This is a genomic window from Sphaerospermopsis sp. FACHB-1194, from assembly GCF_014696235.1.
Lineage (GTDB): Bacteria > Cyanobacteriota > Cyanobacteriia > Cyanobacteriales > Nostocaceae > Sphaerospermopsis > Sphaerospermopsis kisseleviana.
This window is the reverse complement of the sequence record NZ_JACJPU010000024.1, coordinates 48487-61967: the sequence shown is the minus strand read 5'-3', so window position 1 is coordinate 61967 and position 13481 is coordinate 48487. Positions and strand designations below refer to the sequence as shown.

General features: G+C 38.6%; 16 protein-coding genes and 1 pseudogene. 7 read left to right on the top strand and 10 right to left on the bottom strand.

The annotated features are described in order from the left end of the window. Positions 1–19 precede the first annotated feature (19 nt). Together dacB and H6F45_RS15065 are read left to right on the top strand one after the other, a co-directional pair. On the top strand, positions 20–1495 hold the full coding sequence (dacB, locus tag H6F45_RS15070; protein WP_190347581.1) for a D-alanyl-D-alanine carboxypeptidase/D-alanyl-D-alanine-endopeptidase: 1476 nt from the start codon (positions 20–22) through the stop codon (positions 1493–1495). 1134 nt (positions 1496–2629) lie between these two features. Further along, positions 2630–5260, top strand: a complete 2631-nt coding sequence (locus H6F45_RS15065; protein ID WP_190347580.1) for a DNA polymerase III subunit alpha — start codon at positions 2630–2632, stop codon at positions 5258–5260. A 2-nt stretch (positions 5261–5262) separates the two neighbouring features. Here the strand turns inward: H6F45_RS15065 and H6F45_RS15060 are convergent, their stop codons facing one another. The 4 genes and pseudogenes from H6F45_RS15060 to H6F45_RS15050 all read right to left on the bottom strand — a co-directional run bounded on the left by H6F45_RS15060 (position 5263) and on the right by H6F45_RS15050 (position 6768). Continuing rightward, positions 5263–5739 (bottom strand): DUF4351 domain-containing protein, encoded by a 477-nt coding sequence (locus H6F45_RS15060; protein ID WP_190347579.1) that lies wholly within the window; start codon positions 5737–5739, stop codon positions 5263–5265. Next, complete coding sequence (locus tag H6F45_RS26590) at positions 5718–5960, bottom strand: DUF4351 domain-containing protein (RefSeq protein WP_242052635.1); 243 nt, start codon at positions 5958–5960, stop codon at positions 5718–5720. Before H6F45_RS26590 ends, H6F45_RS15060 begins: the two co-directional genes overlap by 22 nt. A 6-nt stretch (positions 5961–5966) precedes the next feature. Continuing rightward, positions 5967–6212: pseudogene (locus tag H6F45_RS27045) on the bottom strand (DUF2887 domain-containing protein); the annotation flags it as partial. Between the two features lie 220 nt (positions 6213–6432). Continuing rightward, positions 6433–6768: an Rpn family recombination-promoting nuclease/putative transposase gene (locus tag H6F45_RS15050; protein WP_236104206.1), complete on the bottom strand. Its 336-nt coding sequence runs from the start codon at positions 6766–6768 to the stop codon at positions 6433–6435. A gap of 143 nt (positions 6769–6911) precedes the next feature. Between H6F45_RS15050 and H6F45_RS15045 the strand changes: the two genes are divergently transcribed. Both H6F45_RS15045 and H6F45_RS15040 read left to right on the top strand, forming a co-directional pair. Beyond that, positions 6912–7661, top strand: coding sequence for a thioredoxin domain-containing protein (locus H6F45_RS15045; RefSeq protein WP_190347578.1), 750 nt, complete (start codon positions 6912–6914; stop codon positions 7659–7661). Between the two features lie 197 nt (positions 7662–7858). Beyond that, positions 7859–8692, top strand: a complete 834-nt coding sequence (locus tag H6F45_RS15040; protein ID WP_190347577.1) for an alpha/beta hydrolase — start codon at positions 7859–7861, stop codon at positions 8690–8692. Here the strand turns inward: H6F45_RS15040 and H6F45_RS27340 are convergent. Continuing rightward, positions 8657–8767, bottom strand: coding sequence for a hypothetical protein (locus H6F45_RS27340; protein WP_347237735.1), 111 nt, complete (start codon positions 8765–8767; stop codon positions 8657–8659). The two genes, H6F45_RS15040 and H6F45_RS27340, sit on opposite strands and share 36 nt — an antisense overlap. Before the next feature lie 162 nt (positions 8768–8929). Between H6F45_RS27340 and H6F45_RS15035 the strand changes: the two genes are divergently transcribed. Together H6F45_RS15035 and H6F45_RS15030 are read left to right on the top strand one after the other, a co-directional pair. Beyond that, positions 8930–9106, top strand: coding sequence for a hypothetical protein (locus H6F45_RS15035; RefSeq protein WP_190347576.1), 177 nt, complete (start codon positions 8930–8932; stop codon positions 9104–9106). After that, positions 9058–9198, top strand: coding sequence for a hypothetical protein (locus H6F45_RS15030; RefSeq protein WP_190347575.1), 141 nt, complete (start codon positions 9058–9060; stop codon positions 9196–9198). The genes H6F45_RS15035 and H6F45_RS15030 overlap by 49 nt, the downstream gene beginning before the upstream one ends. 17 nt (positions 9199–9215) lie before the next feature. Here the strand turns inward: H6F45_RS15030 and H6F45_RS15025 are convergent, their stop codons facing one another. The 5 genes from H6F45_RS15025 to carA form a co-directional block, all read right to left on the bottom strand. Next, a complete protein-coding gene (locus H6F45_RS15025; RefSeq protein WP_096566225.1) occupies positions 9216–9518 on the bottom strand; it encodes a DUF1816 domain-containing protein in 303 nt (100 codons plus the stop codon). Between the two features lie 88 nt (positions 9519–9606). Further along, the gene (gene rlmB, locus H6F45_RS15020) at positions 9607–10578 is read right to left on the bottom strand and encodes a 23S rRNA (guanosine(2251)-2'-O)-methyltransferase RlmB (RefSeq protein ID WP_096566223.1); all 972 of its coding nucleotides are present in this window, start codon (positions 10576–10578) and stop codon (positions 9607–9609) included. A gap of 96 nt (positions 10579–10674) precedes the next feature. Continuing rightward, entirely contained in the window at positions 10675–11154 is a 480-nt protein-coding gene (locus H6F45_RS15015; RefSeq protein ID WP_187041429.1) for a ribonuclease III domain-containing protein, read from the bottom strand. Positions 11155–11456: 302 nt separating this feature from the next. Continuing rightward, complete coding sequence (locus tag H6F45_RS15010) at positions 11457–11813, bottom strand: STAS domain-containing protein (protein ID WP_190347592.1); 357 nt, start codon at positions 11811–11813, stop codon at positions 11457–11459. Between the two features lie 258 nt (positions 11814–12071). Beyond that, positions 12072–13229 (bottom strand): glutamine-hydrolyzing carbamoyl-phosphate synthase small subunit, encoded by a 1158-nt coding sequence (gene carA, locus H6F45_RS15005; protein WP_096566217.1) that lies wholly within the window; start codon positions 13227–13229, stop codon positions 12072–12074. 69 nt (positions 13230–13298) lie between these two features. Between carA and H6F45_RS27040 the strand changes: the two genes are divergently transcribed. Further along, positions 13299–13421, top strand: coding sequence for a hypothetical protein (locus H6F45_RS27040; RefSeq protein WP_277876982.1), 123 nt, complete (start codon positions 13299–13301; stop codon positions 13419–13421). Positions 13422–13481 lie beyond the last annotated feature (60 nt).

Below are 13481 nucleotides of genomic sequence, written 5' to 3'. Positions count from 1 at the left end.
TACATTTAGCCAAAATAAAATGATTCACAAAAAAATATCTATTAGCTTGATGCTGTTATTTATCGGTGTTCAAATTAATGTTAACCAGCACATAGCTCAAGCACAAACCCCAACAGCACCAGCAACTAGCACAAAATATACTTGTTCTGTTCAAATAGAATCATCTATAGATGCTGTAATTAATCGTCCTATATTTAAGAGAATGCGTTGGGGAATTTTAATCAAACCCCTATCATCTCCACAAACTCTTTACAGTCGAGATCCAGAAAAATATTTTATTCCTGCTTCTAATACTAAACTTTTCACAACAGCAGCCGCATTGCAGAAACTAGGGGCAAATTTTCGCATTCGTACCTCTGTTTATCAAGACAGTGAAGGTATTTTGCGGGTTGTTGGTAGAGGAGATCCAAGTTTTAAAAATGAGCAATTAACAATATTAGCCAAGCAATTATATCAAAAAGGTATTCGGGAAATTAATCAATTAATTGCTGATGATAGTTATTTTCAAGGTGAGGTAGTTCATCCTAGTTGGCAATGGGAAGATGTACAATCTTATTATGGCGCACCTGTCAATAGTTTAATTGTTAATGAAAATACTTCTGTTATAACTTTTTTGCCTCAAGAAATTGGAAAACCTTTAAAAATTAAATGGTCTAATCCTCTGGATGCTTATAATTGGCAGATTGAAAATAATGCAATTACTACTCCAGAAAATGAACCGGGTGATGTGGAAGTTTACCGAGATTTAAAAGGTCAGATTTTAAGAATCACAGGAAAATTGCCTGTAAACTCAGAACCAGATATTACAGCTATAGCGGTATTTGATCCTGCTCAAAATTTCTTGCAAAATTTCCGTTTAACTTTAACAAAATCAGGAATAAAAGTTAACCGGACATCTGTTAATAATGGTGGTAATAATGAACAAGAAATAGCCGCTGTTGAATCTCCGCCGCTATCTGAATTATTAGTAGAAACAAATGTCAATAGTAATAATTTGTATACTGAAGTCTTACTCAGAAGTTTAGCTGATAAACAGCAATTAGCCAAAAATAAAAATACTGCTGATTTAGGATTGCAAGCTTTAAAAAATACGTTAACTGAATTAGGAATTGAACCGAATAGCTATAAGATTGTAGATGGTTCTGGGTTATCTCGTAAAAATTTAATTAGTCCAGAAGCTTTGGTACAACTTTTGCAAGTGATGAGTAAATCTTCCCAAGCAGAAGTATTTCGTGCTTCTTTACCTGTTGCTGGTGTTAGTGGTACTTTAAAAAATCGTTTTCTGAATACATCTGCTCAAGGAATTGTCCAAGCAAAAACAGGTACTATGATGGGTGTGGTTTCTTTATCTGGATATGTCAATGTTCCTAATTATGAAACTTTGGTTTTTAGTATTATGGTAAATCAGTCTGAACAACCTGCAAGTGTGGTGAGAAAAGCAATGGATGAAATTGTTGTGTTATTAACGCAGTTGAAGAGAGATCAACTTTGTTAGCTATCCGCCAACATAATAAGTTCTACTACAATTGTTTACAAAAGCCAATCAATATAGTTGCTGTTTCCGGTTTAGGGACTAGTCCTAGTTGCGTTCATATTGATGAAGTGGCTAGACAAATGTCTATGGCATATCAAAATTTTCTTTTCAGTCTTCCACCCTTCCAGAATTATTGTCAACAACCAAGTCAGGATTTACTAACAATTTCTTAAAATTAATAAAAATAAAGTTTTCTTAAATTCCGCAATTGCCACAAAGACATTCGGAAAATACTGGTTTATTCTTGAATTATAAAGGTATTAGTAGTGGAAATTTATTTATCAAATAATTTTTTTAAATAAAATGCCAACTACTCCTGAAGCAATTTTATAATATTTTGTTCCACCTATGGCTCTCGAACACACAAAAATTAAATTTCCTCTTTGGGATTATTTGAACCAGCCCTTATTTGGTCGTGATACTAAATTTATCTGGAATCCTCGTCAGTTTGCGCTAATATGGAGGGTTCAACTTTTAGAACGGTGTTTGGCTAAACATTCCGATGCCAAAGGACCTCAACAGTCTTAGTTTACAGGTGACAAATGACAGGTTACACTGAAAAGCGATAACTGATAACTGTTTATGCCTCGTGTTCTCACGAGGCTTTTTCCATCCATTCGCTGAGAATTAAGAAACTGATTCCTGTGCTAAACTCACGTATTACTCAGATGTCGCCTTTTTGCTGTTATGCGGAATAGGTAAAATATTTGCTTTTGTCATCAAGCTAAATTGCTATGACAGTAGATTGCAGATCAATGAGGCACAGAATCTCAATTGAAACCTAGATACAAAGCCAGTTTTACTCCTGACTCCTGACTCCTTTACGGGCGTTCGCGAAGCGTGCTGGAAGCATCAGCATTCGGGCGATAAATTATCAATTTTTATCACAGGTTATTTTCCTGTAAGGGCGAAGCATTCGGGCGATAAATTATCAATTTTTATCACAGGTTATTTTCCTGTAAGGGCGAAGCATTCGGGCGATAAATTATCAATTTTTATCACAGGTTATTTTCCGAATGCTTCGCCCCTACGACTCCTGAAGTCTGGTATAAATAGCTGCATTGTAACCGTTTAATTATTCACTATTAATTGCTTATGTCTTTTGTACCTTTGCATATTCACAGCGACTACAGTTTGCTAGACGGTGCTAGTCAACTACCAGAGTTAGTAGATCAGGCGATCGCACTAGGAATGAAAGCGATCGCCCTCACAGATCATGGTGTCATGTATGGCGCAGTTGAACTCATCAAAATCTGCCGCAGTAAGACTATTAAGCCAATTATTGGCAACGAAATGTATATCATTAACGGTGATATTGAAAAACAAGAACGCCGTCCTAAATATCATCAAGTTGTTTTAGCAAAAAACACCAAAGGTTATAAAAACCTAGTTAAACTCACCACAATTTCTAATCTTAAAGGTGTACAAGGTAAAGGTATTTTTTCCCGTCCTTGCATTAATAAAGATTTACTCAAACAATATAAAGAAGGTTTGATTATCACCAGTGCTTGTTTAGGAGGAGAAATTCCCCAAGCAATTCTCAGTGGTAGGCCAGATGCAGCCCGAAAAGTTGCCAAATGGTATAAAGAAGTATTTGGCGAAGATTTTTATTTAGAAATTCAAGATCACGGTTCTCAAGAAGACAGAATTGTAAATGTTGAAATTGTGAAAATTGCCCGTGAATTAGGCATTAAATTTGTCGCTACTAACGATTCTCATTATATTTCTTGCTTTGACGTAGAAGCCCATGATGCTTTACTTTGTATTCAAACCGGTAAACTAATTGTTGATGATAACCGGATGCGATATAGCGGCACAGAATATTTAAAATCTGCCACAGAAATGAAGTTACTATTTCGTGATCATTTACCCGATGATGTCATAGAAGAAGCCATAGCGACAACAGTTGAAGTAGCGGATAAAGTCGAGCCTTACCATATCATGGATGAGCCGAAAATTCCTACTCCTCCCATTCCTTCTGGTCACACTCCTGATACTTACGCTGAAGAAGTAGCTTGGCAAGGACTGTTAGAAAGATTAAACCGCAAATCTCGTAACGAAGTAGATCCAGTCTACAAAGAAAGATTAGAGTATGAATTAAAAATGATTCAGCAAATGGGTTTTTCTACCTACTTTTTAGTAGTGTGGGACTATATCAAATTTGCGCGAGATAATAATATTCCCGTCGGTCCTGGTCGGGGTTCTGCGGCTGGTTCATTAGTTGCTTATGCCATGCGAATTACTAATATTGATCCCGTGCATCATGGCTTACTGTTCGAGCGATTTTTGAACCCAGAACGGAAATCCATGCCTGATATTGATACAGATTTCTGTATTGAAAAACGGGATGAAGTAATTGATTATGTGACTAGAAAATATGGTGTAGATAGAGTTGCCCAAATTATCACTTTTAACCGTTTAACATCCAAAGCAGTATTAAAAGATGTCGCCAGAGTATTAGATATTCCCTATGGGGAAGCTGATAAAATGGCGAAAATGATCCCAGTGGTACGGGGTAAACCAACTAAATTGAAAGTAATGGTTTCTGATCAAACACCAGCACCAGAATTTAAAGAAAAATACGATAATGATCCGAATGTTCGCCGCTGGATAGATATGGCCATGCGAATAGAAGGAACTAACAAAACCTTTGGTGTTCATGCAGCAGGTGTGGTTATTTCCGCAGAACCATTAGATGAAATTGTACCCTTACAACGTAATAACGACGGCTCAGTAATTACCCAGTATTTTATGGAAGATTTAGAATCACTGGGTTTGTTAAAAATGGACTTTTTGGGTTTAAGAAACCTAACCTTAATTCAAAAAACCATTGATTTAATACAACAAAGTAAAGGATATCATATTGATCCTGATGACATTACCCGTGATGAAAGAAAAGCCCAGAAAATATTAGCTAAAGGTGAACATAGCACTTTACCTAAAGATGTATCTCAAGCATATTCATTATTAGAATCTGGAGATTTAGAAGGTATCTTTCAATTAGAATCTTCAGGAATGAAGCAAATCGTGAGAGATTTGAAACCTTCTAATATTGAAGATATTTCTTCTATTTTGGCATTATATAGACCTGGTCCATTAGATGCGGGATTAATTCCTAAGTTTATTAACCGTAAACATGGTAGAGAAGCAATTGATTATGAATCGCAACTTTTACAACCTATATTAAATGAAACCTATGGAATTATGGTTTATCAAGAGCAAATTATGAAAATTGCTCAAGATATGGCAGGTTATTCTTTAGGACAAGCTGACTTACTGCGTCGCGCTATGGGTAAAAAGAAAGTAGCGGAGATGGAAAAACAAAAGCAAAATTTTATAGATGGTTCAGCAAAAAACGGTGTAAAACCCCAAGTAGCTGAAAAACTATTTGCGGATATGTTGAAGTTTGCCGAATATTGTTTGAGTTATGAAACTGAGGTTTTAACTGTAGAATATGGCTTTTTACCTATTGGGGAAATTGTGGAAAAGCAGATTGAGTGTAGTGTATTTAGTGTTGATAACAATGGTAATGTTTACACTCAACCTATTGCCCAATGGCATCATCGGGGAATGCAAGAATTATATGAATATTGTTTAGATGATGGTTCAAAAATCAGGGCAACAAAAGACCATAAATTTATGACTAATTCTGGGGAAATGTTGCCCATTGATGAGATATTTGAGAGAGGTTTAGACTTGTTGAAAGTCCCAAATTTACCAGCTTAAATTTAGGTTTGGGATTTCAACCATTCATCTAAATCGTTGATATCCCGAAAATCTAATAACGCTTCTCCCAAGTCTTCTAATTGTGCTATTTTCAGGTTACTGATTTTCTGGATATAACTATCTGTCAATTTTCCAAACCTCTTAGATAACAGACGCAGTAGTAAATTTTTCTCTCCCTCTTGTTCACCTTCTTCTCTACCTTCCTGCTTTGCTTCTTGATATACCCTTGTTTGTTTGATATCATTGACTAAAAACATCGCTTCTATCTCCTGACGGGTTAATTGCGAAAACTTCGACAACAACACAGTTTCCAATAACTCTATAATACCTTCTCTTTCTGAGTTGTTGGTAATTTCGGTTTGCGTTCTTTGCATCAAATTCTTAACTAATTCTGGGGCTGAGTATGAAAAGTGAGAAAGATTTGGTAAAATATTGTATCTGTGTGCATTGCTGATAATTATGTATGAGATTTGAACCATTCATCTAAATCGTTGATATCCCGAAAATCTAATAACGCTTCTCCTAAATCTTCTAATTGTGCTATTTTCAGGTTACTGATTTTCTGGATATAACTATCTGTCAATTTTCCAAACCTCTTAGATAACTGACGCAGCAGTAAGTTTGTTGCTTCCACTTCTCTACCTTCCTGCTTTGCTTCTTGATATACCCTTGTTTGTTTGATATCATTAACTAAAAACATCGCTTCTATCTCCTGACGGGTTAATTGCGAAAACTTCGACAACAACACAGTTTCCAATAACTCTATAATACCTTCTCTTTCTGAGTTGTTGGTAATTTCGGTTTGCGTTCTTTGCATCAAATTCTTAACTAATTCTGGGGCTTGGTTTTCTTTACTGACAATTAATTCAATTAACCCCATCCCAATTGAACCTGATGATATTTCATCTAAATAAATCCGTTTGATGCGACCACTATTGACTAATTCTTGCTGGTAATTAGGGTTTGCTGAATAAACCTAAAACCTTGATATATCAAAGGTTAGAGGCTGATAAACACAGAAATTAGTGCAAGGGTTTTGAAGGGTATACCGGAAAAAGTGTGCATTTTTTGGGATTTCAAGAGATGGCAAAGAAATTTTCAAATCTTCTCCTGACTCCTGACTCCTGACTCCTGACTCCTATGCCCTCACGGAAAGACTTTCTCAGCAACCCCTAATTAGTTAATACTTCCACATCTAAACTACGTTTAGCAAACAAAGCCACCGCTTGCCAATCTTGCTGAGGTTTATATTGATTGAGGTAAATGTTGATTTCTGTAATAAATTCCCAGTAAAATTCCTGTTTTGGTTGAAATTGCACCTCCACAAAATAAATCGGTTTTTCTCCACTATCTGGCATAAATATACCATCAAATCTAAAGGCTTTTTCCTTCACTTCTACAGATGTGAATTTGTAACCTTCTGCTTTTTCTGTCGGTTCTCCCAGAAGTTCAAATAGTAAAGTATGGAAAGTGAGAAAAATCTGGTAAAATATTGTATCTGTGTGCATTACTGATGATATAAATTTAATATATTATACCCTAAAAAATACCCATCGAAATTACCAAAAATAATTTTTTTGTATCATGCTATCATTATCACCAATATCTAGTAATCTAAGAAAGTGTTTATCTATCCGCATAAGATATTACCATGATGAAAATTTTTCACAAACTCCGCATTTTGGCAATTACCAGCTTAATATTTTTGACTATTAGCTGGTCACTTCCAGCCCAAGCTGACACGAAAATTGACCCCAAACTAGAACAGCAAGTATTAGAAATTATCCGTCGAAATCCCAAAGCAATTATCGAAAGTGTGCAAGCATATCAGGAAGAAAAGCAACAAAAAGTTCAACAAGCAAGACAGGGATTTTTACAAGATTTCAGAACAAATACTAAAGCTATCATAGGCGATTTTCCCACCACAGGTTCGACTCAATTAAAAACTGTATTAATTGAATTTTCTGATTTTGAATGTCCCTATTGTGCCGAAGCAAATAAAACTCTCAAAGATTTATTAGCAAAATATCCTAATCAATTCACCTTAGTTTATAAACATTTCCCTTTGGTGCAAATTCATGACCAAGCATTACCAGCAGCTAAAGCAGCTTGGGCAGCATATCAACAAGGTAAATTTTGGCAATATCATGATGCTTTGTTTACGAATCAAAAACAACTGGGAGAAAGTTTATATTTAGATATTGCGAAAAATCTCAATTTAGACTTAGCAAAATTTAAACGCGATCGCAATTTAGCAGATAAAGCAATTCAACAAGACTTACAAATGGCTTATAAATTGGGTCTTTCTGGTACACCTTCTTTTATTATCAATAGCAAGAATGTGACTGGACCTGTTCAGTTATCAGAAATTGAGAGTATTTTGGAGAGAGGTGACAGCTAACAGGTGACTGGTGACTGGGGACTGGGGACTGGGGACTGGTGACTGGTGACTGGGGACTGGGGACTGGGGACACTTCGACAAGCTCAGTGCATCGCTGGGGACTGGTGACTGGGGACTGGGGACTGGGGACTGGGAAAGACTTTTACCAATTACCCATTTCCTATTCCCTATGAATTATGAATTATGAATTATGAATTATGAATTATAAATTACCTCTTAACGTTTACATCCAAGGTCAAGGATTTCCCATACTCGGTTTACACGGACATCCTGGTTCTGGCCGTAGTCTTTCTGTTTTTACTCATCATCTATCAAAACGTTTTCAAACCATTGCCCCAGATTTGCGCGGATACGGTAAAAGCCGCTGCAATATCAATTTTGATATGCAAGACCATTTGGACGATTTAGAAGCTCTCCTAGACCGTTTTCAGATAGAAAAATGCCTTGTATTGGGATGGTCACTGGGTGGCATTTTGGCGATGGAATTAGCATTGCGTTTACCACAGCGAGTCACAGGAATGATTTTAATCGCCACCTCAGCTAGACCTTGGGGCAATCATCCGCCTATCTCTTGGCAAGATAATCTTTATACTGGTGTAGCGGGAATATTAAACTATATTAAACCTGGTTGGTCTTGGAATATTGAAACTTTTGGCAAGCGATCGCTCTTTCGTTATTTAATTCAACAACATACACCCACCGCTTACGGTTACATTGCCAGGGAAGCCCTACAAGCTTATTTACAAACCTCTAGCTATGCTACTCGCGCTCTTTATAGCGCCATTAAAGCAGGTTACAATCGACTTTCAGACTTGGAAAAAATCTCATGTCCGAGTTTGGTACTGGCTGGATCTGAAGACCGTCACATTACAGCTGATTCTAGCTTAGAAACAGCAAAACACCTTACAAACTCTCATTGGCAATGTTACCCCAATACCGCCCACCTTTTCCCCTGGGAAATTCCCCAACAGTTACTTTGGGATATTGACCATTGGTTAGCAGCACATCCAGAGGTAATTGGTAATTGGTAGTTGGTAGTTGGTAATTGGTAATTGGTAATTGGTAATTGGTAATTGGTAATTGGTAAGTACCTGTGCAAAATTAATTTCTTATTTGGAAACTCTGTATCCTTTACCAGACAAGGAAGACGGGTAAATGAAATAATCTTACGTGGCGATAGCGAAGCGCTGCTGCAAGCAGTTCGCCAATCTCAAATCCCCAAACGGTCAATCTTCGTTGTGTGACAGTTTAGGGTGCGGAAGGTAGGTTTGAAAGTCAAAATAGCTAAAACTTTTCCGCCACCCTCCAAAACTCAACCTCAAGGGTTTTCAGCCCATTTTCTTATAAAATTTATTACCCAGTCCCCAGTCCCCAGCGATGCACTGAGCTTGTCGAAGTGTCCCCAGTCCCCAGTCCCCAGTCCCCAGTCCCCAGCGATGCACTGAGCTTGTCGAAGTGTCCCCAGTCCCCAGTCCCCAGTCACCTATTGTTGCCCATCGTTCCCAGAATTAACTCAAAATTAACTCAGGAACGATGACAGCCTATAGATTTGTATTACACTTGACCGCTAAAGGCAGGCTTTACTTTACGGTCAATCCTTTCCCCCAGGTCTTCAGCAATGGTTAAAACATAAGGTTTACAACGCTTGACATTGACTATAATTCCTTGCGCTCCTTCGTTTTCTAAATCTTCTAGATAGCCCTTACTGGCAGATGTCGCTTCCACCGAGCTTAAAAATGGACCAAAGTAGTAGGTGCAACGAGGATTCTGGGTGACAATTTCAACCCACCAAGCCAAGCCTAGACCGTTAGATAAGCTAATCAGCCCTTCCTTAAGGTTATGCCAAATAGTTTTCATGGTTTTCACCAATTTATAAACGTGATACTGGGTATTAAAGAATATGTTAGATAGATTCAGTTTTACATTTCTTTATACTCTTTTAGGTTTATTTTTTCAAAGAAAATGTATGTAATTTATCAAGATAGTGGGTATTTAACGACCGTTGGCGATAAATTTCATAAAGCGCCATCCCTGCTGCCACTGAGGCATTTAGGCTAGGAGTCTTACCCTGTAAGGGAATTGAGACTAAAACATCACAAGATCGTTGTGTCAACATACTCAGACCTTCACCTTCAGCACCAATTACTAAAACGATAGGTCCATTGAATTTTACTGTATGTACAGGTTCGCTACCAGAGGCTGCTGTTCCGTAAATCCAAAAACCAGCTTCTTTAAGTTGTTCCAAAGCGCGGCTGAGGTTAACGACTCTGGCTACAGAAAAGTTTTCTAAAGCACCTGCGGCCACCTTAACCACAGTTGAGGTGATTCCAGAAGCCCTTCTTTGAGGAATTACTAAACCTTGAGCGCCGATGGCTTCTGCTGTGCGAATAATTGCCCCCAAATTGTGAGGATCAGTGATACCATCAGCAACAACAATCACTGGATCGGTGACTGATTTTGCTTGAGTAATCAGATCATCTAATTCCATGTAGGCATAAGGCGCAATTTGCGCTGCTATACCTTGGTGATTAGCTCCTTGAGTGATTTGGTCTAAACGCTTAGGTTCGACTTCATCAATTACTGTACCATTATCCTTAGCTTGGAGAATTAAATTATGAAATCGCGGATCATAACGCAGACGAGCAGTAATCCAAATCCGATTGAGATTGCGCTGATTTTCTAATGCGCTTAATACAGGATGACGACCGTAGATGAGATCACTGTCTTCTGTGGATTTGCTCTCTGGTAAGGGTTGGGAAGATTGACGAGATGGACGCGGTTTGCGAGATATGGGTTTAACTTCTGCGTTGCTTTGAGTACGAATAGGATTAGCAATAACGCGTTTACCCTTGATTTTTATAGGTTGTCCGCGTTTTGCTTCACCAGCGTGATTAATTTTTCTTGGTTGGTTAGTCATGGGATTATTGAGTTTAGTAAATAGGTGAGCATTGACATTCCCTCAATTTTATGAACCGTTACAAATGATTTTCCTATCAAGAGATTGAGCTACTCACTATTTCTCTAGATGGAGTTTTTGTAACAATTCTGTTAAACGGGGGTAATCGGTGAGGTATAGATAGCCAACTAAAGTTTCTAGACTAGTTGCCTGTTGATAAATTTCGGGATTTAGTCGTTTGGGACGGCCTGCGGCTGCATTACGACCTCGGCGGACAATTTCTAACTCTTTACTCGTTAAATTAGGAGTCAGCGATCGCAAATGTAGGGCTTGTGTTTCTGCTCTGACCTGCGCTACTACCAAACTATGGTAAATTTCTGGCCTTTGCTGTGGCCACAGGAAAAACATCCTAACATATAGTTCGTAAATTGCATCCCCCAAGTAAGCTAAGGCAGAAGGAGAAATTTGTTGTACTTGTGCCTGGGATAATGGTTGGGGTAATTGCGTCGTGTTTACCAACAATGCTGGAATGTCAGATGAATACTGCATTACAGTTTCATCTCCTCCATTTTTTGCTTCTTCCTCCTGGGGATTCACCTGTTCATCATTCCTTGACCTACTAAATATTGGGAAGATTATCTTTACGAACATTTATTTTTTGTGCAGTATGCCATCATAGCACACCGAGCATATTCAACACTAACAAATATTACTTAAAACTATATAAATTCCTGATTGGGGAGATTGGTGAGTCTGAAAATATAGGTCTAGTGGCTATTTTGAGGAGTTGGGAAAGATGAGGAAGATGGAGAATTAATATATTCTTCATATTTTCTTTAACTTCCTCACCTTCCTACTGCTCATCGGGATAGCTAAATTGATTTTTTGTGGTCAAGCAATCAAGACGACTTGATGTTTTCTAGAGCCGCATCAACTGTAGTTTGTAGGGCGAGAAACTTTTCTAAGCGAACAAGCTTGACCGTTTGAGTAACGCGGGCATTGGTGACAATTTGGAAAGTGCCTTCGGCGGTTTGAGCTTGCTTGGCTAGTTGTACCAGCGCACCCAAACCAGAGCTATCAACAAAGTCGATTTGTGAGAGATCCAGAATTATGTGCTTTGGACCTTCATCAATCTTTCCAGACAGTACCTTGCGAAATGTAGGTTCAGAAAAAGCATCTAACAGACCTGTGAGGCGGAATAGCTGGCAGCTATCCCGGACTTCGCGAGTACCTCTCAGGCTTACGGTTAGATTCAGTGGTTCAGCAATAACTCCCTCCTCGTCCTCTTGACTGAAAGTAAACGCTCAAGTATAGATGGTTTTGACTTATGTTGTCTAGGTTGGTGACTGGTGACTGGTGATTGGTGACTGGTGATTGGTGATTGGTGACTGGGGATTGGGGATTGGGGATTGGTGACTGGGAAAAAGATAAATAACCCAATTACCAATTACCAATTACCAATTACCAATTACCAATTACCCATTACCCATTACCCATTTTTATTGTTGATTAACTTAAGCGATCGCTGTTTGACGTGCTGTTTGAATTTCTAGCACAAATTGCTCAAATAAGTAATCAGCATCGTGGGGTCCTGGACTAGCTTCTGGGTGATACTGTACAGAAAACACTGGTAGAGACTTGTGACGTACCCCTGCAACAGTGCGATCGTTTAAGTTCAGATGACTAACCTCTACCACTGCTGATGGTAATGAATCCGGATCAATAGCAAAACTGTGGTTTTGGCTGGTGATTTCTACCCTTTGTTGTAAACCCGCTGGTTGATTTAAACCACGATGCCCAAATTTTAGCTTAAAGGTTTCTGCGCCCAAAGCATGACCTAAAATTTGGTGTCCCATACAAATACCAAACATGGGTTTTTGACTTTCTAGCAGTGCTTTAACGGTACTAATGCCTTCTGTGACTGCTGCTGGATCACCGGGTCCGTTGGAGAGGAAAATCCCATCTGGATTATATTTAAGAATTTCCGCTGCTGGTGTATTGGCAGGAACAACAATCACGCGACAGCCATAACTAGCCAACCGCCGCAAAATATTGCGTTTTACGCCAAAGTCTAAAGCAACGACTGTGAACTTTTCCCCAATCTTAGCTACAGATTCTGGGTTAAATTCCCAAACTTCTGTCGTAGCTTCGGACCATTCATAAACTTCTGGGGTGGTGACTTCCCGCACCAGATTTAATCCTGTCATGTTGGGAGCAGCTTGCACCAGTTCTAATAATTCAGATTCATCTAGTATAGATGTAGAAATACCACCATTCATAGCGCCATACATCCGAATTTTGCGGGTGAGGGCGCGGGTGTCGATACCGAAAATACCGGGGATGTGGTGCTGTTTGAGGTAATCTGGTAAAGATTGGGTAGAGCGCCAGTTACTAGGTTTGTGACAGATATTGCGGGCGATCGCTCCTTTGACATGAGGTTTAATTGATTCCTCATCTTCGGGGTTAACGCCAGTATTACCTAATTCGGGATATGTAAAAATAACAATTTGCCCTGTGTAGCTGGGATCTGTTAATACTTCTTGATATCCAGTCATGCCGGTGTTAAACACCACTTCGCCGACAGTGGTTCCCATAGCGCCGAAGGACCAACCATGATAAGCTGTTCCATCTGCTAAGACAAGTAAAGCGGGTATTGCATCAGATAAAGACATAAATAATAGGTAATGGGGAATGGGGAATGGGTAATGGGGAATGGGTAATTGGTAATTGGTAATTGGTAATTGGTAATTGGTAAAAGTCTTTCCCAGTCACCAATCATGAATCACCTACAAAAGACCGTTTATTATGCTATACAAAAACAGTTATCACTAGCAACTTGGGTTAAATATCAAATAACCAATTAAATCATAAAGCCTGGAGCATATTTTTGTGTGGGGCGGTACACTTGGAGAGAGCCAGGGCGG

What these genes read in the sequence shown, in the direction of transcription:
- rlmB (WP_096566223.1), bottom strand. Translation starts at nt 10,578, where the DNA reads ATGACTAACCAACCAAGAAAAATTAATCACGCTGGTGAAGCAAAACGC.
- H6F45_RS15065 (WP_190347580.1), top strand. Translation starts at nt 2,630, where the DNA reads ATGTCTTTTGTACCTTTGCATATTCACAGCGACTACAGTTTGCTAGAC.
- dacB (WP_190347581.1), top strand. Translation starts at nt 20, where the DNA reads ATGATTCACAAAAAAATATCTATTAGCTTGATGCTGTTATTTATCGGT.
- H6F45_RS15045 (WP_190347578.1), top strand. Translation starts at nt 6,912, where the DNA reads ATGATGAAAATTTTTCACAAACTCCGCATTTTGGCAATTACCAGCTTA.
- H6F45_RS26590 (WP_242052635.1), bottom strand. Translation starts at nt 5,960, where the DNA reads ATGTTTTTAGTTAATGATATCAAACAAACAAGGGTATATCAAGAAGCA.
- carA (WP_096566217.1), bottom strand. Translation starts at nt 13,229, where the DNA reads ATGTCTTTATCTGATGCAATACCCGCTTTACTTGTCTTAGCAGATGGA.
- H6F45_RS15050 (WP_236104206.1), bottom strand. Translation starts at nt 6,768, where the DNA reads ATGCACACAGATACAATATTTTACCAGATTTTTCTCACTTTCCATACT.
- H6F45_RS15040 (WP_190347577.1), top strand. Translation starts at nt 7,859, where the DNA reads ATGAATTATAAATTACCTCTTAACGTTTACATCCAAGGTCAAGGATTT.
- H6F45_RS15060 (WP_190347579.1), bottom strand. Translation starts at nt 5,739, where the DNA reads ATGGTTCAAATCTCATACATAATTATCAGCAATGCACACAGATACAAT.
- H6F45_RS15025 (WP_096566225.1), bottom strand. Translation starts at nt 9,518, where the DNA reads ATGAAAACTATTTGGCATAACCTTAAGGAAGGGCTGATTAGCTTATCT.